Consider the following 19,851-nt stretch of genomic DNA (forward strand, 5'->3'; position numbering starts at 1 on the left):
GGACTGCTTGTCGTGACAGTGCGTTTGATAGCAAAGGTTGCGGTGGATAAAGCCGCGTTTCATTTTGACAAGCTGTACGACTATCTTGTTCCGGTGGAGTACCAGCCCATTGTGAGGCCGGGTTGTCGTGTTTTGGTGCCGTTTGGCGCAGGCAATCGCAAGCGGCAGGGAGTGATACTGGGTGTTGAAAAGCCGGAAGAAACCGCACAGACGCAGAAGATTAAGCCCCTTTCGCTATTGCTGGATGAAGAGATTTATCTTACCCCCGAGCTGCTTGAGCTGGTATACTACCTCAAGGAAAACACTTTTTGCACCTATTATGATGCGGTAAAAACCCTGCTGCCTGCGGGGGTGGGGTATAACCTCGGCTTTGTGTACCACGCAAACCCACAGCCACCCGCTGGGATAGCTGTGTTATCGGGCGAAGAGCAGGCGCTGCTCGACTATGTGAGGGGGCGCAAAGCCCCGATACTAAAAGAAAAGCTCTGTGAGGTATTTGGGCTCACCCCCGAAAATCCAATGCTGAAAAAGCTCACCGCCGAGGGGTGGCTGCTGTGTGAAGAGAGCGCCAGACGCAGAATTGGTGATGAAACCATAACGATGGTACGCCTTTGCGGCGATTGTGCCGAAGGGATACCAGACAACGTCAAGCTTACCCCGAAGCAGCGCTCGGTGCTCGAGCTGCTGTGCAGTGTGGGCACTGCTTCGGTAAAAGAGGTAGGTTATTTTACAGGCACTACCGGGGCGGTCATTAAAACGCTCGAAAAAAAGGGCATGGTAGAGCTGTTTGAGCATGAGGTGCTGCGCTCGCCCATTACCGATAGCGGGGTGCGTGCTCAGCAGACGGTGCTCACGGAGCACCAACAGGTTGCCTATGAAGGCATCAAGGCTCTTTATTATAAAAACGAGCCTGCCGTATCGCTGCTGTACGGTGTAACAGGCAGTGGAAAAACAAGCGTATTTCTGCGGCTGATTGAGGATGTAGTGGCACAGAACAGGCAGGTAATTGTTCTGGTGCCCGAAATTTCACTTACTCCACAAACCATCGAGGTGTTTATTTCGCGGTTTGGTAGGCGGGTGGCGATATTGCACAGCGGGCTTTCTATGGGTGAACGCCTGGATGAATGGAAGCGCATCCGCACCGGGCAAGTGGACATTGCGGTGGGTACGCGTTCGGCGGTATTCGCACCGTTTGAGAACCTCGGCATCATTATCATCGATGAGGAGCAGGAAAACACCTACAAAAGCGAAGCGAGCCCCCGTTACCATGCCCGCGAGGTGGCTAAGATGCGCATCTTGCGCCACAAGGCGCAGCTGGTGTTGTGCTCTGCCACACCGAGTATAGAGACCTACTATCACGCTAACGCGGGGCGGTACCATCTGTTTACGCTCACCGAGCGTTTTGGTGACGCGGTACTGCCTGCGGTTTCGGTAGTGGATATGGATGCGGAGCAGCGTGAGGGCAACCTGCTGAGCATCAGCCATGTGCTGGGCGAACAGATTGCCGAAAACCTGCAAAACAAGCAGCAATCCATCCTGCTGCTCAACCGCAGGGGCTACAACACACTAGTGAAGTGCACCAGCTGCAACACTGCGGTTTCCTGCCCGCATTGCAGCATTGGGCTCATCTATCACCATGCAAACGGGCGGCTGATGTGCCATTACTGCGGCTACTCGCGCGACCTTGCGCAGAAATGCGGGGTGTGCGGCAGCGAGTATGTGAAATATGCAGGTGCGGGCACGCAAAAGCTTGAGGACGAACTAAAAATGTTGTTTCCATCTGCGCGCATATTGCGGATGGATGCAGATACAACGATGGCAAAACACGCCTATGAGGAAAGCTTTAAACGCTTTGCTAGCGGCGATTACGATATTATGGTGGGCACCCAGATGGTCGCAAAGGGGCTTAACTTCCCCAATGTTACGTTGGTGGGTGTGCTTGCGGCCGACAGCACGCTGTTTGGCGATAACTTCAAAAGCGAAGAACGCACCTTTAGCCTGTTAACGCAGGTGGTGGGGCGCAGCGGGCGTGGTGAGCTGCACGGCAGAGCCTACATTCAAACGCATTTCCCCGAAAACGAGATATTTACGCTGGCGGCGCAGCAGGATTATGAACGGTTTTACGAAAACGAGATTGCAACACGTAAAATTATGCTTTACCCGCCGTTTTGCCAGATGTGTGCTGTTGGCTTTAGCGGTGAAAACGAGCACGAGGTCATCAGTGCGGCACAGAATTTTCAAAATAGCCTTACCGAAACGGCAAAACGCCATTACCCTGATCTGCCGCTTCGTATCTTAGGGGTTACCCCCAACACGGTGCTGCGCGTGAGCGGAAAGTTCCGCTACAAAATTATCATCAAATGCAGGGGCAGCAAGGCCTTTCGTACCATGATGGCGGACGTACTGGTTCAGTTTGGAAAACAGCGTGGTGGCAAGGGAATCTCCGTTTACGCCGATCTGTATTTTGACGGTACAATTTAACGATATTATGATGGTGGAGGAATATAACATGGCATTACGAACAATTGCAAAAGAAGGTGAAGATTGCCTGCGTAAAGTGGCAAAACCCGTTACCGTATTTGACGACAAGCTGAAAATGCTGCTCGACGATATGGCAGAGACCATGTACGACGCAAACGGTGTAGGGCTTGCTGCACCACAGGTTGCGGTGCTCAAACGCGTGGTTGTCATTGATGTGGGGGACGGTCTGATCGAGCTGATAAACCCTGAAATCATTTCAAAGGGTGGCAAAGTGGAGGACAGTGAGGGCTGCCTGTCGTTCCCCGGGCAGTATGGTATTGTAGCACGTCCTGAAAAGGTTGCTGTCAAGGCATATGATCGAAACGGAAAAGAATTTATCATTGAGGGAGAAGATTTGCTGGCACGTGCACTGTGCCATGAAACCGATCATCTCAACGGTGTGGTATTTAAAGACCTTGTGATTCGCATGTGCACCCCGGATGAACTGGAGTAAGCGGGCAGCACCCGCATGCAAGCCGGAGATAGCAAGCCCGACCGATAAGTTGCGGACCTCGAAGCTGTAAGATTTCGATAGCTTTTCCGGTAAAAGCTGTAGAAAATTCCGATGCGGGTGCAGCCGTCACCTAAAAAGGAGCGATATTATTTGAAAATTGTATTTATGGGTACCCCCGATTTTGCGGTGCCTTGTCTGCAAAAACTGATTGATATGGGGCAGACCATTGCGGGTGTATTTACCCAGCCCGATAAGCCAAAGGGGCGCGGCTACCAGATGATGCCGCCGCCGGTAAAAGAGCTTGCGCTTTCGCATAATCTTCCGGTCTTCCAGCCGGCAAAAATGCGCGACGGCGAGGCACTCTCAATCATCAAAGAGCTTGCGCCCGATTTAATCGTAGTGGTGGCTTACGGTAAAATTCTGCCCAAAGAGATATTGGATGCACCAAAACTCGGCTGCATCAATGTGCACGGCAGCCTGTTGCCCAAATACCGCGGCGCAGGTCCTATCCAGTGGAGCGTAATCAACGGCGAGGCGGTGACGGGCGTTACCACCATGTTTATGGCGGAGGGGCTGGATACCGGCGATATGATTTTGAAGATGGAAACCCCCATCGGCGAGGATGAGACTGCTGGCGAGCTGTTTGACCGCCTTTGTATCATCGGTGCGGATTGCCTTGAGCAAACCATACGTCTGTTTGAGAGCGGAGAGCCTGTTCCCCGTGAGATGCAGGACGACGCACAGTCCTCCTATGCGCCGATGCTCGACAAAGAGCTTTCTAGGCTCGATTTTTCAAAAAGTGCACGTGAACTGCACAATCTTATCCGCGGTGTTTCGCCGTGGCCGGTTGCGCACACCACCTTCCGCGGCAAGCTGCTGAAGGTGCACAAGGCACGTGCAGCCGAAGGATTTTGCGGCGAAGTAGGCATGATTTTAGACGGCAAGCGTATGATTGTTGGCTGTGGTGAGGCTGCCATTGAGCTGCTCGAGGTGCAGGCAGAGGGCGCAAAGCGCATGACGGCGGCCGATTTTATGAACGGCAAGCGCGTGCAAATCGGGGAGCGGTTGGGCGACTGAAAGCTTGAACGAGGCATCATCAAAATCAAGTGTTAGAGAAAATTTATTGCCTGGTCATATCCAGTCAATAAAATTTTGGTTAGCTTAACAGGGTACTTTATGATGAGCGCATTAATGCGTATACTTGTACCACGCACAAGTGCAAAACTGTAGCGGTTTTGCAGCGATACGACGATAGAAGAAGGGGCGAAAGCTTATGTTTGGTTGGTATTACGATTATTACTACCTGATTCTGGTGATTCCCGCAATGCTGCTGGCAATGTGGGCACAGATGAAGGTGAGCAGCACGTTCAGCCGTTATTCGGGCGTGCGGAATATGCGCGGCTATACGGGTGCGCAGGCGGCGCGCGAAATTCTTGACCGCAACGGGCTGCAGCATGTGCAAATTCAGCAGGTACGCGGCAAGCTCACCGACCATTTCGACCCGCGCACCAATGTGGTGAGCCTGAGTGAATCGGTATACAACAACACCTCGGTGGCGGCGGTTGGCGTTGCGGCGCACGAGGTTGGCCATGCGGTACAGCATGCTACGGGCTATGCCCCCATTAAGCTGCGCGCTGCCATTATTCCGGTTACCAACATTGGCTCCAGGCTGGCAATTCCGCTGGTATTTCTCGGTTTTATTATGCAGATGGATATGCTGGTGAACTTTGGAATTCTGTTGTTTGCAACGGTAGCGCTGTTTCAGCTGGTGACCTTGCCGGTAGAATACAATGCAAGCAACCGTGCACTCGAAACGCTCGAGAGCACAAACATGCTCGCCTCCGACGAGATGAAGGGTGCAAAGCGTGTACTCAGTGCCGCCGCGCTTACCTACGTTGCCGCTCTGATTGTAGCGGTAGCCAACCTATTGCGGCTGATTCTGATTGCGGGCAACCGCAGACGCAACGACTGACGACGGCGAACCGCTGTGTGTAAACCAAAAAAATGATTTTTATAGACAAGGAACGACTACATGAAAAGTGCGAGACAAGTCGCCGTACAGGCGTTGGTAAAAGTAAATCAGGACGGCGGCTACTCCAATTTAGTCATTGACAGCGAGCTGAGCAAAAGTGAGCTCGACCCGCGTGACAAGGCATTTTGTACAACATTGTTCTACGGTGTGCTTGAACGGCGAATTACGCTAGATGCCGTATTGCAGAAGTACTGCAAACAGCCGCTGAAAAAGCTGATGCCGCAGGTACGTGAGCTGCTGCACATTGCGGTGTATCAGATCATCTACTTGGATGGCGTGCCGTCCTCTGCAGCGGTGAACGAAAGCGTTGAGCTTTCACGCAAAATGAAGTGTGGACATGCGTCCGGCTTTATCAATGGTGTGCTGCGCAGCTTCCTGCGTGATGGTGGCAACCTTGACGGCATTTTGCCCGACCGTGTTAAAAAACCTGTGGAATATTTAAGCCTTAGCCATTCGGTACCCGAATGGCTGGTAAAGCATTGGATTGCCGATTACGGGATGGACAAGGCCGAAGCCATACTTGCAGCCGCCGCAGACCGCCCCCCGCTTTACCTGAGGGTAAACAGCCTCAAAAACACCCCCGAGGCGCTGGCAGAGGCGCTGCGCAAAAAGGGGATGGAGGTTGCCATTCGTGAGGACATCGGCAACTGCCTTGAGGCGGAGAAGACCGGTGAAATCGATTACCCTGTACTGTACAAACGCGGGCATTTCACCGTGCAGGATATCTCCTCGCAGCTTTGTGTACAGGCAGCAGACGCGAAGCCGGGCATGCGCTGCTTGGATGTATGCGCAGCCCCCGGCGGAAAAAGCTTTACCCTGGCGCAGATGATGGAAAATGAGGGCGAATTGCTCTCGCTTGACCTGCACGAGTTTAAAACCAAACTGATTCAGGACGGCGCAAAGCGGCTGGGGCTTAACTGTATTCAAACAGCGGCAGGTGATGCACAGGTTTATGACGAAACCCGCGGCGAGTTTGACCGCGTATTGTGCGATGTTCCCTGTTCGGGGCTTGGTATTATCCGCCGCAAGCCCGAAATCCGCTACAAAAACCCCGATGAATTAAAGGGTTTACCCGCAATTCAGTATAAAATATTGGAAACTTCATCAAAATATGTTAAGGCGGGGGGCAAGCTGATCTACTCCACCTGCACCCTTAGCCGTGCGGAAAATGATGAGGTGGTGGAACGATTTTTGGCAGATAACCCCGGTTTTTGCCCGGAGCCGCTGCCGGAGCATATTCAAAAGCTGACAGGGGCAGACGGTGCTTACAAGGTTACGCTTTTGCCCGAGATGCTGAATTCCGACGGTTTTTTTATAGCCACACTGAGACGAGTTAGAAATGGGGAGTGCCTATGAGCGGGACGGTTGATATCAAATCGATGACGCTGCCCAAGCTGGAGGCTTATTTGCAGGAGATGGGAGAGCCCAAATTCCGTGCGAAGCAAATTTACCAATGGCTGCACCAAAAACAGGCAGACAGCTTTGCCGAAATGAGCAACCTGTCTGCTTCGCTGCGCGAGCGTTTGGAGCAGCAGTGTTATATCAACACCCTTACCGTACGCCGCAAGCTGGTTTCTGGTTTGGACGGTACGCAGAAATTTTTGTTTGGTTTACGCGACGGCGAGGCAGTGGAGAGCGTATTGATGAAATACAAGCATGGCAACAGTCTGTGCATCTCCACCCAGGTGGGGTGCCGTATGGGCTGCGGTTTCTGTGCATCCACCATACTGGGCTTGTGCCGCAACCTCACCCCAAGCGAAATGTTGGATGAGGTGTATTACGCGCAGAAGATCAGCGGTGAACGGGTTTCCTCCATTGTATTGATGGGCATTGGCGAGCCGCTGGATAACTTTGATAACGTCATGGATTTCCTCGATATTTTATCCTCTCCCGAGGGCATTAACCTGAGCATGCGGCATGTGTCGCTTTCCACCTGCGGGCTGATTCCGCGTATTTACGATTTAATGAAGAAAAAAACACAGGTGACGCTTTCTATCTCGCTGCACGCGCCCAACGACGAGCTGCGCAATAAGCTGATGCCTATAAACCATAAATACAAAATAGACGAGCTGATGAAAGCCTGCCGCGATTACTTTGATTATACAGGGCGGCGGGTATCGTACGAATATTCGCTGATAAACGGCGTCAACGACACCGAGGAGTGTGCGCATCAGCTGGGCAGGCTGCTAAAAGGGCAGGTGGCCCATGTAAACCTGATTCCCATCAACGAGGTAAAAGAACGCGACTATCTCAAGAGCTCACGTATGCGTATTCAGAAATTTATTTCTGTTTTGGAAAAATGCAAGATCAATGCAACGGTGCGGCGCGAATTGGGCGCGGATATCAACGCGGCGTGCGGCCAGCTTCGCAGAGAGGAAAAGGGGGCGGAAAACAATGCTGAAGGCTTACGGGAAGACGGATAAAGGCAAAGTTCGTGCGAACAATCAAGATAGCTTTGCCATTAACAACCTTTCAGACATTGCTCTGCTCGCGGTGGTGTGTGATGGAATGGGCGGCGAAAAGGGCGGCAATATTGCCAGCCGCAACGCCGTAAACATTATTACACAGCACATAGGCTCAAATTACCGCGACGATTACGACAGCAACAGCATCCGCAATGTAATGCTTTCTGCGGTTTCGGTTGCGAACGCGCTGGTTTATGAAATGGCGAAGAAAGATGAAAACCTGGCAGGTATGGGTACCACACTGGTGGTTTGTGTGATAAAAAACAACATGGCGCATATTGTTCATGCCGGCGACAGCCGTGCTTACCTTGTAAAGAACGGCGAGCTTTGCCGTATGACGCGCGACCATTCAGTGGTGCAGCTGCTGATTGAAAACGGCGAGCTCACCGAGGCAGAAGCCGCGGTGCATCCCAAAAAGCACTACATTACCCGGGCTTTGGGTGTAGGTAAAGCACTGGATGCCGAATACACCGAGAGTGAGTTTTCCGAGGGGCAGATGCTGCTGATCTGTACCGACGGGTTGACAAACCATGTGGCGGAGGAGATTATGCTGCAAACCCTGCTGCAAACCAACATTGAGGACGTACCGCAAAATTTGGTTAGCCTTGCAAATGCACAGGGCGGTACAGACAATATTACAGCAGTGGTTCTGTGTAACCGATAACCGACACTTCACAAATTCAGGAGGCAAGTGTGCATGGATAGATACATCGGCAAACGGCTGGACGGCCGCTACGAGATTATGGAGCTGATTGGCGTTGGCGGAATGGCAAATGTCTATAAAGCGCATGATACGGCGGAGGACAGGATTGTCGCAGTAAAGATTCTTCGTGAAGAATATATGAGCAACGAAGAGTTTCTGCGTCGTTTTAAGAATGAGTCCAAGGCGATCGCTATCTTAAATCACCCCAATATTGTTAAGGTATACGATGTTATTTTCAACCCGCAGATGCAGAGCATCGTGATGGAATATATCGACGGAATATCGCTTAAAGAGTACATTGACCAGCAGGGCAGGCTGAAATGGAAAGAGGCGGTGTATTTCACCGTACAAATTCTGCGCGGCTTACAGCATGCGCACGACCGCGGTATTGTTCACCGCGACATTAAACCGCAGAACATCATGCTGCTTTACGATGGAACCATCAAGATTACCGATTTTGGCATTGCCCGCTTTGCACGCTCTGAAACCAAAACGCTTACCGACCGCGCTATCGGCTCGGTACACTACATTAGCCCCGAGCAGGCACGCGGCGATGTCACCGACGAGCAAACCGATATCTACTCGGTGGGGGTCATGCTGTTCGAGATGCTCACCGGCAAGCTGCCGTTTGAAGCAGACAGCCCCGTTTCGGTTGCAATCAAGCAGATTCAATCGATTCCCAAACGTCCACGAGAGATCAATCCCGATATCCCCGAGGGGCTTGAGATGATAACGATACGCGCTATGCAGAAGGACGTGAACAAGCGTTATCACTCTGCTGCCGAAATGCTGCGGGATATCGATGAATTCAAGCGCAACCCCAGCATCAGCTTTGAATACAAGTATCTCACTGAGCCAATGCCCAAAGAGATTTCCAATACCATAAATCGTACGAAAGCGGCACCTCCGCCGCCGCGCAGACGCAAGCCGGTACCCGCAAGAGGGGCACCGAAGCCGCGCTCGCATACAGATCATGGAGAGGGGGAGCAGGAGATCGTGCAAAAAACACCGGTGCTGCCAATTTTGGCAGGTGTAGCGGGAGCATTCCTGCTGGTATCGTCACTGTTTATTTTCTGGATGTTTTACACAAACAATCCATTTGAATCGGTGGAACAGATCAAGCTGCCCGACTTTGTAGAGCAGAAGTATTCCACCGTTAACCAGAAATACGGCAAAGAATTTAAGATTGAGCGCGAGGATGTGCCCAACAACGAGTATGAGCGCGGAATTATTATCGACCAGGTTCCAAAATCGGGACGCAGAGTGCGCAAGGGCAGCACTATTACGTTAAAGGTAAGCAGCGGCGCGCAAACGGTGGTGATGGAGGATTACGCCGGTATGCCGGTAGCTGAGGTGATGGCAAGGCTAAAAAGCTTAGGGCTCAAGGCGACCGAATCCAACATCAACCACCCGAATATTCCCAAAGGTCAGGTCATCAAAACCGACCCGCCCAAAGGGAGTGAAATCACCACCGATACACCGGTGGTTGTATATGTAAGTATGGGCGCCGAGAAAAAGCTGGTGCCGGTGCCGGATTTGATTGGGATGGATAAAGAAGAAGCGAAGGCGGCACTTGCTATGAGCCGCCTGAAGGTAGGTACGGTAACTCCTATCACCTACAGCCAGCTTGACCCCGATAAATTCGAAGACGAACCCCCGGTGGGCACCGTAGTGGCACAAAGCCCCGAGGCCTTGGGTGAGGGCGACAGCGGACGTATGGTGGCAGAGGGAACAGCGGTCAATATCAGCGTTTACGAGGGCGATACCGATATTGTGCGCATGATTGTAAAGGTGAAGCTGCCCAAAAAGCTTGACAAAGAGGTGAAGCTGAAAGCCGAAATGGACGGTAGAGTGGTGAAAGAGGCTTCGCTGAACCCCAAGGCAGAAAAGACATGGTCGGTTACCTTTGAAAGCGAATACACCACTGAGTATGCCACAATTTATATCGATGGGCGGGTTTACTGGGAGCTGGAGCTTGATTTCAGCCATGGTACCCATTCCATCATTACGGATAATTCTGACGATTTTGAATAATAGTATAGCGAGAACAAAGAAAAAAAGCGGCAAGGCCAGTGAAGGTCTTGCCGCTCCTGCAAAGTTAAGCAGGGAACATCTTAATATTTGGGAGAAGCAGGATGGATGAAAAAAGCGGGTTAATTATGAAGGCAATGAGCGGGTTCTACTATGTGAAATGCGGTGACGAGCTGATTGAATGCCGTGCACGCGGTGTGTTCCGCAAGCGCGGGCAGGAGGTTTTTGTGGGTGATACCGCAAAGGTGGAAATGACCGACGGCGGCAAGGGCTATGTGGTGGAGATTGCACCGCGCAAAAATGTTTTGGTGCGCCCGCCGCTTGCCAACATCGACCAGCTCGTGATGGTGATTTCCACCTGTGAGCCTGTCCCTAACCTTCTGGTGATTGATCGGCTGATTGCCATTGCCGAGCGCAAGAGCATCGATCCGCTTTTGGTGTTTACCAAAAAAGATAGGGCGGATTCACGTGAGATTGCCGATATCTACCGCCATGCGGGCTTTCGTGTGATAGAGGTATCCAACACCACCGGCGAGGGGATAGATGCGGTGCGTGCACAGCTCTCAGGTAAAATCAGTGCGTTTTCAGGCAACTCGGGCGTGGGTAAATCCAGCCTGCTCAACCGTCTGGACGAAAGGCTTGCCATCCCCACCGCCGAAATTAGCCAGAAGCTGGGCAGAGGGCGGCACACCACCCGCCATGTAGAGCTGTTCCCCCTGCCGGAGGGGGGATATGTTGCCGATACACCGGGCTTTTCATCGCTCGATCTGGAACGCTGCGAGACGATTCTGAAAGAAGATTTGGCAGAATGCTTTCGTGAATTTGCCGATTACAGCGAGAAGTGCAAATTTACGGGCTGCTCTCACACCAAAGAAAAGGGCTGTGCCGTACTTGCCGCCCTGGAACGCGGGGAGATTGAGCCGACCCGCCACGAAAGCTATGTAAGCATGTGGAACGACGTGAAAGACTTAAAGGAGTGGGAACTGAAATGAAGCGCTGTATTATTATAGCCGCCCACAACGAGACAGCAATAAAAAACATTGTCCACATACGTCCGGATGATTTTATCATCTGTGCGGATGGCGGATATGCTTTTGCGGCAGCAGAGGGAATTGTGCCCAACCTTGTGGTCGGTGATTTTGACTCGTTTGAAGGCACGGTTGAAGCAGGCATTGAGGTAGAACGTGCTGCCCCGGAAAAAGACGACACCGATACACTGCTCTGCTTAAAGCGCGGCATAGAGCGAGGCTTTGACGAGTTTATTATCGTCGGCGGCATTGGGGGCAGGCTTGACCATACCATTGCCAACCTGCAAACAGTAGCGTATGGCTGTGAGCAGGGCTGTTTTGTCCTTCTGGCAGACAGCAAAAATCTTGTTACCATGATTGGGGCAGACACGGTAAATTTACCGCGGCTGGAGGGGTACAAACTTTCGGTATTTGCGTTTGGTGATGCCTGCACCGGTGTTTATGAAAAAGGTGTGAAATATCCGCTTACCAATGCAACCGTCACAAACACCTTTCCAATTGGAGTGAGCAATGAGTTTGAGGCAGATACCGCTACCATTTCATGCGGTGCAGGAAAGCTGATGATTGTGTTATCCAAAGAATAAAAGCAAGTTGGGGTGCCGTAAGGCACCCTTTTTTATGTTTGTAACCAAAACCTTTCGAAATGCGTATGATAAAGCAAGAATAAAAGTAGAGGGAAGGACGGTGAGCGTATGCGCAGACGGTGCGGCAGGTGTGTAAACTGGTGCGGTATAGCCATTGCAATTGGTGTGGGGCTGTTGGTTGTTTTGTTTTGCCCCTTATGGGTACTGCTGACACTGGCGGCAATTGCACTCATTGTGCTGGGTGCCCTGATGCTTTAGCGTTAGAAGGGTGGTACATAAATGAAAATTGTTGTGGTAAAAAGCCCAAGATTCTTAGCGCCTTTGCTCCGACTGATCTTTAAGATCAAAAAGGATGACTGATGGCGCGCCATTGCAGATAAGACCGTCCGCTGCTTGCGGATGGTCTTATTTTTGTATGTACAGCACTTTTTCTTTGCATACACATCGCATATTTAGGACAACAAGCGAATATAGTTACTGTAGAAACTGAAAGAAGGGGAGAGTATCCTTATGGAGCTAAAGGTTATCAAAGAATCGGTTACCGTAAATGAGGTAGTTTACGATTCATTTACAGAGCTGCCCATAGAGTGTGATGTGCTGTTGCCGGACTATTGCCCCGACATCATGAAGGTGCTGAAATGCTGCGCCACACCTGTGTTCACACAAACTACCGTGGAGGGCAGTAGCCTTACGGTAGAGGGGTACGCTTTGCTGGAATTGTACTACCTGTCAGAAAACAGGCAAATTCGGTGCAGTGAGCACAAAACGCCCTTCAGCAAGGTGTTGGATCTCAAGTGCACCCCCGAGAACCCAACGGTCAGTGTATCCGCTACGGTAGATTACCTCAACTGCCGTGCCGTTAATCAGCGCAGGGTTGATATTCGCGGTGCCATGACAATATCGGCAAAGGTAATTGCACAAAAGAGTGAAAATGTTGTAAGCGACGCTGAGGGCGGCGGTGTTCAGCTGCGCAAAAATGCAATGAACACAACCTGCGTGGTGGGTACCGCAGAGCGCCAGTTTACCGTGCGCGAGGATTTGGAGCTTGGCTATGGAAAATCTGCAATCGGTGCAATTGTGCGCAAACAGGTGCAGGCAGTAGCAACCGACTGCAAAGTGATCTCAAACAAGATTGTAGTGAAAGGCGAGCTGATCATCAACCTGTTCTACCTCTGTGAAGAAGATGAAAGGCCGGAGACCATGCAGTACAATCTGCCCATCAGCCAGATCATTGACCTTTCAGGCGTGGATGAGGACTGCAAATGCGATGTACGCTTCCGTGTAATATCCTGCGACATTAAGCCCAAAGCCGACCTGGACGGTGAAAGCACTATGCTTTCTGCCGAGGTAACCCTTTGCGCGGTGGCAAAGGCACACCGCAATACACACGTTCAAGCAGTTACCGACGCATTTTCTACCACCTATGAATCAAGCTTTGCCGAACGCCCAATTACAGCACTTAGGCTGATTGATGTCGTGGACGACAAGCACCACTATAAAGAGCATCTCGAGCTGCCCGATGAGGTAGTGTCGGTACTGCACATGTGGTGTGACGCCGCGTTTACAGGTGGTAATCTGGTGGATAGCGGAGTACAGCTTGACGGCAGGCTGATGCTGAGCATGTTCGCGATGGATAACGAAAACAATCCGGTTTATTTTGAGAAGCCTGTCGATTTTACCCATATGGTTGAGCTGACAGATCAGGAAGAGAACCTGCTTGCTGATATTACGATGAAGGCGGCTTCATGCGAGTTTACTCCAACTGGAGATGGAAGGGTTGAGGTTCGAGCAGAGATTATCATCTGCGGCACACTGTATGGCATAATGAAATGCGATGTGATGAGCGACCTTGCGGTGGATGAAACCAAGCCTCAAAAGCGGGACGGAAATACCGCCCTTACCATCTACTTTGCGCAGCAGGGCGAATGCGTTTGGGATATTGCGAAGCGGTATCACACCTCGGTGGCGGCGGTGATGGAAGAAAACTCCATGGAAAAAGAACTGCTGCAAAGCCGCGCCACACTGCTCATTCCACTGATTGTTTGAAAGGGCGAAGGAGGTAACGGAAATTATGGAAACACGTAATATCTATCAGGATATTGCCACCCGCACGCAAGGCGACATCTATATCGGGGTGGTGGGGCCGGTTCGAACCGGTAAATCAACCTTTATCAAAAAGTTTATGGAGACGCTGGTGCTGCCGAATATTCCAAGTGAATACCGCCGCGAACGCGCTACCGATGAATTGCCGCAATCTTCGGCAGGCCGGACCATTATGACTACCGAGCCGAAGTTTATCCCAGAGGAAGCGGTAGAAATCAACATGGACGATAACGCATCGCTGCAGGTACGGATGATCGACTGCGTTGGATACATAGTACCAAGCTCGTTGGGTTACGTGGAGAATAACGCGCCGAGAATGGTAATGACCCCGTGGTTCGATCAGGAGATTCCGTTTAACATGGCGGCGGAGATCGGTACTCAAAAGGTAATTACCGAGCATTCCACCATTGGGTTGGTGGTTACCACCGACGGCAGCATCAGCGATATTCCGCGTGCCGAGTATGAAGAAGCCGAAATGCGTGTCATCGACGAGCTGAGGCATATTAACAAGCCGTTTGTGGTGCTGCTCAACTGCGTCAACCCAAACACCCCTCAAGCGCAGGACCTGCGCGATAACATGCAGGCGAAATACGGTGTTCCGGTGCTGGCGGTAAACTGCCTTGACCTAGAAGAGCTTGATATTAAAGAAATTTTGGCCTCGGTACTGTATGAGTTCCCGGTAAGAGAAATCAGTGTAGAAATGCCACGCTGGATTCTTTCACTCGGAAAAGATCACTGGCTGAAAAGCTCGCTGATGGGTTCGATCTTTGGTGCTTGCAACGATATTACTCATATGCGCCAGATTAAAGAAAAAATGCCTGCTATCTCAGAATGTGAGAATGTCAGCAATGCGCAGATCATGGGTATCGATCTGGGCAAGGGGGCGGCACGACTGTGTGTTAACATCCCGAGCCAACTGTTTTATAAGGTGCTTGGTGAAACCACCGGTATTGAAATAGAGTCGGAAGAGGCATTGATGCCCTGCATGATCGAGCTTGCACAGATGAAGTGTGAGTACGAAAAGGTGAAAGGCGCGCTTGATCAGGTAGCGGCTACGGGCTATGGAATTGTGATGCCGACGATGAATGAACTTACGTTGGAGGAGCCCGAAATTGTAAAACAGGGCGGGCGTTATGGGGTAAGGCTGAAGGCGAGCGCACCGAGCATCCACATGATGCGTGCCACCATCAACACCGAGGTAAGCCCCATTGTGGGCAGCGAAAAGCAAAGCGAAGAGTTGGTAATGTACCTACTCAAAGAGTTTGAGGAGAGCCCTGCGAGAATATGGGAATCCAATATTTTCGGTAAGAGCCTGCATGAACTTGTAAACGAGGGGCTGCACAACAAGCTTTACCGTATGCCCGAGGATGCACGCATTAAGCTGCAGGAGACCATTGAACGTATTATCAACGAGGGTTGCACCGGATTAATATGCATTATACTGTAACGGTATACGCAAAAAAACCACCCATAATTGGGTGGCTTCATTGGGAAACATCACAAGAGGTACGGAACAAATAAGTTCCGTACCTCTTGTTTGGTTCAATGCTTCTAATACGTGATTCTCTTTATGAGTGGCACTTAGCTTCTTACTTTTTGTAAAAAACTGAAAACGCTAAGGGGATAAAGGCGGGTGCCACTGTGCATAAACCATTTGTGCGGCCCCTTCAATGATGGTGCGGTTGCTGTTTTCATCCAGTAGAAACTCGGGCTCGATGGCTGCTTTTACCGCGCGCCGCGAATTATTGATGCTTCGAATAACAGGGAGCATGGTTTCATACAGGGTTTGGTTGATGCCGCCGATTACCACTGCCTCGGGGTCGAACAGGTTTACCATAATCGAAACCGCTTCGCCCAAAACCTCAGCATTTTCAGTGGTTGCTGCAAGGGCATTATGGTCCCCCGCCTCTAGCGCGGCAAGAAACTGCCGCCATGCCGCCAGGTTGCCAATGGACGGTTCGGTGCCGTCAAATTTTTCTGCAAAGCCATATACCGAAAGATCGGTTTGAAAACAGCGTTTGTTGCCGCAAACAGCGCAGCTTCGTGCGAGCCGCCCGAGTGGAGCGTGAGAAATTTCGGTGGAATATCCCCTGCGCCCGATGATATTGTTGCCCTCGCTGATGATGCCGATTCCGACACCCTCACCGAGGTAAAAGTACAGGATGTTTTGCAGCTTGCGTTTTTCAGCAAGACAGATGGCGCAGAGTGTAGATTCATTCTCGATGAAGACAGGCTTACTTAGGCGCTCCTCAAGCATGAGACGCAAAGGCTGGCCCTCGTATAGGCTAAGCTCTGAAGCGACAATTTTACCTGTAACAAGGTCGTAAATACCCGACACCGCCACACCAATTCCAATAACAGCCTCTTTTTGTGCGTTTGTTAAAAAACGGTTATAGCTTTGCGCGAGTGCATCCAAGCATGCTTCTAAGCTGCCGTTAATATCATAATAAACCCGGGTGCTGCAAACAGCCGAACCGCACAAGTCGCACAGGTTCAGCTCAATAACCCCTGCACTGTGAGCATCGATAGCGACGATGTAATAGGTATCGAGTTTCAGGCTGATCCATTTTGGAGTGCGACCGACGCTTCCGGTATCCTCCTCTGAAACTTCGGTGATGATACCAATATCGTACAGCAGGTTACACAGGTTGGAAACTGTGGCAAAGCTGAGGTTCAGGTCGGCGGAAATCTGTTTTTTGGTCACTCCATCTTTACCACGCAGATAATCTATGATATATTTAATGTGATTCTTGCGGATATCCACTACACTGTGGATTTTACTCATTTCTACCACCTCTATTTTCTAATAATTATTATAATTAGTATAAAAAATATTAGCAATGGCATAACAGCCAATCTTTACGTCCTTTATTTATGCAGAAAAGAAAAAACACCTTTTAGCAAGGTGTTTTTTGATTCGTGTTGTTGTAACACAGCGAAGCAATTATGCATCTACCTTGGATTTTCGAAAAATAAGTGCCGTGAGCACACAGGCCACAGTGCCAAAGGCAAGTAAAGCCAAGAACGATGGCACATAGCTGTGGTAGGCGGTTTGCATCATACCTGCAACCATAGGCCCCAACAGAGAGGAGGCGATGGTGGAAAGGTTGGTAAGTGCATAGTTAAAGCCCAGATATTTCATGCCGTACTGTGCGCGGATAAAATGGTTCTGCGCAATGGAGGTGCCGCCGTATACCGCGCCCACCAGTGAAAAGCCCGCCGCCAGCAGCAGGATAGAGCCGGAGGTGAAGGCCAAAATACTCAGTAGGGCACCCGCAATGAGGAACAACCCAATGAGCAGGTGGGTGAAACGGGGTCCTACGCGGTCGAGCAGATGGCCCCACACAAGGCGTGAAAACCCGTTGAAGATGGACACAACGCCGGCGACGAAACCGGCTGCCGCGGAGGTGGCACCGATGTCGATGGCGGCGGGTGCTGCATGCCCAATGATCATCAGCCCCGCGCCGCCGGTGATGATTACCCACAGCACAAACAACTGATACGGCAGTTGGCGCACCATTTCACGCGGAGGAACATCGGGTACGGCTTGTTGCGACACAGATCCGGTCGCCGGTGATGCTGCAACAGGGGCGGCGGGAATGCGCATCACGATTGCCGCAAGCACCAGCAGCGCGAAGTAGATCATGCCAATGATTAGAAACGCGGTGCGCCAGCCCCACAAATTGATCATGGACGTAGCGCCGGAACCGAGTACCAACCCACCCAGCCCAAATGCCATCAGCAGTGAACCGGTGACGGTGCCTGCCTTTTGAGGGAACCAGAATACGACCGCGGTGAGCACGCAGTTGTAGCATACACCTACACCAAAGCCACTGAATACGCCGTAAAATAAGTATAACCCGAACAGGGTGGTAATCTTAACCGCGCCTAAAAACCCGACGAAAACCAACCCTGCCGCCACCAATAGTGAGAATCGCACCGACTTTTTGGCGGTAAAATAGCCCGAAAACATGCCGCCCACCACCGATACACTCATAGAAACGGTAAACACCATTGAGGTTTGTGCGCGGTCCCAGCCAAATTCGCTTTCGATCGGCGCGACAAACACCGACCACGCAAACAGCAGCCCGGAGAACAGCATCAGCAGCAGCCCGAGTATGAGCTGCATGCTGCGGTAAAACTTGATACGATCCATAGGAGGTTGCCTTCTTTCCTCAGAAAAATGCCGCCGACCAGATAAGCCGACGGCAAGGAATCGATTGAATCAGCGGTTGTAGTAAGCGGCGAGATCGAACGCCGGGAAGATGCCTTTGTCGGTGACGACACCGTCGCAAAGGTTTGGTGGAGTAATGTCGAACGCAGGGTAGAAGCCCTTTACGCCGTCCATCGTGGTTTTGGTGCCCAGTGAGTCCATGGCAAGGGCAGGGTCGCGCTCTTCAATGGTGACGGTATCAATTGTGGGGTGGGCAAGGTTGGGCGTGCCGGTTACGTAGTAGGGTACACCCCAGTAATTTGCAGCAAGCGCAATTTGGAAGGTACCCACTTTATTGACAACATAGCCATCCATCGAAATAACATCGGCTGCCGAGGTAAACACATCAACATTCTTCTGTTTGATGGTATAGCCGGGCATATTGTCGGTAATTACGGTGACATCAAAGCCCATGTCGCACACACAGCTTGCGGTAAGGCGCGCACCCTGGAAGTAGGGGCGTGTTTCGGGGCAGATGACCTTGATTTCGTTGCCATTGTTGCGGCAGGCACGCAGCATCATACCAATGATGGTTTCTGCAAAGCACTGTGTCATAACTGTGCCGTTTTTAGGGAACTTGCTTGCGAGAAGAATACCGGTTTTCTCAATTCTCTCATATTTTTGGTTGACGTCCTCAAGGGCGCGGTTGAACACAGCGTCTACAACGTTTGCACCGGAGGCAATTGCCACGCAGGCGGCGTCCAGACAGCTGTTTACTGTTTTCACCATTTTGGCAACCGTAGTGGGACGTGCGTGCGAAAGAGTATAAGCCGCATCCTCAAGGTATTTCATCATATCGGCTTGGTTCTTATCGCGGCACTCATAAGCGGCGAGCGCCATGCCCATTGCCGCTGCGGTATAAGGGCCGCCGCTTTGGGTAACCATGTCGGCAATTGCCTGAGCAACCTCCTGGTGTTTGGTGCAGGTTACAAACTCGGTGCGGATAGGGTAGATGCGGCGGTCAAGGATGCGTACCTTGCCGTCCTCATACCACGCGATATTCTCGTATTGAAGCATAAAAGCGAGGTCTTTGTCTGCTCTGATCATAATAATTATCCTCCCTGTTTTTTATTCTTCCGGCACGCCCATTTGACGGCGCATTTTGTTTTGTTCTTCTTTTGACATTACGTGTACGTTGCCAATGATTTTAGCCTGTGTGCAGATTTTTGCTGCGTCCTCAGTGTAGACGGCGCGAATATGCGCCCTGTCGAGATTTGGGCCGATGGTGAGTACACCGTGGTTGGCAAGCAGGCAGGCGGTGCGGTTATGCAGCACCTTCAATGCTTCGGTTCCAAGCTCTGCCGAACCGGGGATGCGGTATTCGGCTACAGGAACATCACCCAGCAGGAAGAACATCATCTCAATGAGGATGACGGGGATGTTGTCGTGAGTGACAGCAAAGCCGGTAGCATAGGGCGAGTGGGTGTGTACCACCGCATGTACATCGTCGCGGTTTTTGTAGATTTCGGTGTGCATACGCCACTCGGAGGACGGTTTGTTGTGCCCCTCAATAATCTCGCCGTCGAGAGTAATCACCATCACATCATCAACTGTCATGGTTGGGTACGCAATCGAACCGGGGGTAATGGCAACCAAACCTGTTTCCGGGTCACGCATGCTCAGGTTGCCGCTGGTACCTGCAAATAATTTTTCTTCATACGACTGCTTGGAGTAATCCAAAACAGCTTGTTTCATCTCTAATATCGTCATTGGCTAAA

The 19,851-nt window shown here is 51.2% G+C and carries 18 protein-coding genes; 14 read left to right on the plus strand and 4 right to left on the minus strand.

Going from position 1 to position 19,851, the window contains the following annotated elements:
• The first annotated feature begins 12 nt into the window (after positions 1–12).
• The 14 genes from priA (at position 13) to spoIVA (ending at position 15,367) form a co-directional block, all read left to right on the plus strand.
• The gene (gene priA / locus RTV33_RS03685) at positions 13–2,481 is read left to right on the plus strand and encodes a primosomal protein N' (protein WP_312641672.1); all 2,469 of its coding nucleotides are present in this window, start codon (positions 13–15) and stop codon (positions 2,479–2,481) included.
• Positions 2,482–2,509: 28 nt separating this feature from the next.
• A complete protein-coding gene (gene def, locus RTV33_RS03690) occupies positions 2,510–2,974 on the plus strand; it encodes a peptide deformylase (RefSeq protein WP_312641674.1) in 465 nt (154 codons plus the stop codon).
• A 150-nt stretch (positions 2,975–3,124) separates the two neighbouring features.
• A complete protein-coding gene (gene fmt, locus RTV33_RS03695; protein ID WP_312641676.1) occupies positions 3,125–4,051 on the plus strand; it encodes a methionyl-tRNA formyltransferase in 927 nt (308 codons plus the stop codon).
• Between the two features lie 196 nt (positions 4,052–4,247).
• Complete coding sequence (locus RTV33_RS03700) at positions 4,248–4,946, plus strand: zinc metallopeptidase (RefSeq protein ID WP_312641678.1); 699 nt, start codon at positions 4,248–4,250, stop codon at positions 4,944–4,946.
• Positions 4,947–5,006: 60 nt separating this feature from the next.
• Positions 5,007–6,362 carry a 16S rRNA (cytosine(967)-C(5))-methyltransferase RsmB gene (gene rsmB, locus RTV33_RS03705; RefSeq protein WP_312641680.1) on the plus strand — a complete coding sequence of 452 codons (1,356 nt, stop codon included), beginning with the start codon at positions 5,007–5,009 and terminating at the stop codon, positions 6,360–6,362.
• Positions 6,359–7,429 (plus strand): 23S rRNA (adenine(2503)-C(2))-methyltransferase RlmN, encoded by a 1,071-nt coding sequence (gene rlmN / locus RTV33_RS03710; RefSeq protein WP_312641682.1) that lies wholly within the window; start codon positions 6,359–6,361, stop codon positions 7,427–7,429. The genes rsmB and rlmN overlap by 4 nt, the downstream gene beginning before the upstream one ends.
• Positions 7,401–8,135: a Stp1/IreP family PP2C-type Ser/Thr phosphatase gene (locus tag RTV33_RS03715; protein ID WP_312641684.1), complete on the plus strand. Its 735-nt coding sequence runs from the start codon at positions 7,401–7,403 to the stop codon at positions 8,133–8,135. The genes rlmN and RTV33_RS03715 overlap by 29 nt, the downstream gene beginning before the upstream one ends.
• Before the next feature lie 33 nt (positions 8,136–8,168).
• On the plus strand, positions 8,169–10,208 hold the full coding sequence (gene pknB, locus RTV33_RS03720; protein WP_312641686.1) for a Stk1 family PASTA domain-containing Ser/Thr kinase: 2,040 nt from the start codon (positions 8,169–8,171) through the stop codon (positions 10,206–10,208).
• A 101-nt stretch (positions 10,209–10,309) separates the two neighbouring features.
• The gene (gene rsgA / locus RTV33_RS03725; protein WP_312641688.1) at positions 10,310–11,197 is read left to right on the plus strand and encodes a ribosome small subunit-dependent GTPase A; all 888 of its coding nucleotides are present in this window, start codon (positions 10,310–10,312) and stop codon (positions 11,195–11,197) included.
• The gene (locus RTV33_RS03730) at positions 11,194–11,817 is read left to right on the plus strand and encodes a thiamine diphosphokinase (protein WP_312641691.1); all 624 of its coding nucleotides are present in this window, start codon (positions 11,194–11,196) and stop codon (positions 11,815–11,817) included. Before rsgA ends, RTV33_RS03730 begins: the two co-directional genes overlap by 4 nt.
• Before the next feature lie 108 nt (positions 11,818–11,925).
• Positions 11,926–12,075 carry a hypothetical protein gene (locus RTV33_RS03735; RefSeq protein ID WP_312641693.1) on the plus strand — a complete coding sequence of 50 codons (150 nt, stop codon included), beginning with the start codon at positions 11,926–11,928 and terminating at the stop codon, positions 12,073–12,075.
• 21 nt (positions 12,076–12,096) lie between these two features.
• Positions 12,097–12,177 carry a stage V sporulation protein SpoVM gene (spoVM, locus tag RTV33_RS15660; protein WP_396327216.1) on the plus strand — a complete coding sequence of 27 codons (81 nt, stop codon included), beginning with the start codon at positions 12,097–12,099 and terminating at the stop codon, positions 12,175–12,177.
• 150 nt (positions 12,178–12,327) lie between these two features.
• Entirely contained in the window at positions 12,328–13,863 is a 1,536-nt protein-coding gene (locus RTV33_RS03740; RefSeq protein WP_312641694.1) for an SPOCS domain-containing protein, read from the plus strand.
• Between the two features lie 25 nt (positions 13,864–13,888).
• A complete protein-coding gene (spoIVA, locus tag RTV33_RS03745; protein ID WP_312641695.1) occupies positions 13,889–15,367 on the plus strand; it encodes a stage IV sporulation protein A in 1,479 nt (492 codons plus the stop codon).
• 168 nt (positions 15,368–15,535) lie between these two features.
• On the opposite strand, the gene RTV33_RS03750 is transcribed toward spoIVA, so the two are convergent.
• The 4 genes from RTV33_RS03750 to RTV33_RS03765 form a co-directional block, all read right to left on the minus strand.
• On the minus strand, positions 15,536–16,705 hold the full coding sequence (locus tag RTV33_RS03750; protein ID WP_312641697.1) for an ROK family protein: 1,170 nt from the start codon (positions 16,703–16,705) through the stop codon (positions 15,536–15,538).
• Positions 16,706–16,864: 159 nt separating this feature from the next.
• Positions 16,865–18,076: an MFS transporter gene (locus RTV33_RS03755; RefSeq protein ID WP_312641699.1), complete on the minus strand. Its 1,212-nt coding sequence runs from the start codon at positions 18,074–18,076 to the stop codon at positions 16,865–16,867.
• A gap of 69 nt (positions 18,077–18,145) precedes the next feature.
• Positions 18,146–19,180 carry a s-methyl-5-thioribose-1-phosphate isomerase gene (locus RTV33_RS03760; protein WP_312641701.1) on the minus strand — a complete coding sequence of 345 codons (1,035 nt, stop codon included), beginning with the start codon at positions 19,178–19,180 and terminating at the stop codon, positions 18,146–18,148.
• A gap of 21 nt (positions 19,181–19,201) precedes the next feature.
• Positions 19,202–19,843: a class II aldolase/adducin family protein gene (locus RTV33_RS03765; RefSeq protein WP_312641703.1), complete on the minus strand. Its 642-nt coding sequence runs from the start codon at positions 19,841–19,843 to the stop codon at positions 19,202–19,204.
• Positions 19,844–19,851 lie beyond the last annotated feature (8 nt).

Source organism: Hydrogenoanaerobacterium sp., assembly GCF_032017025.1.
GTDB lineage: Bacteria > Bacillota > Clostridia > Oscillospirales > Ruminococcaceae > Hydrogenoanaerobacterium.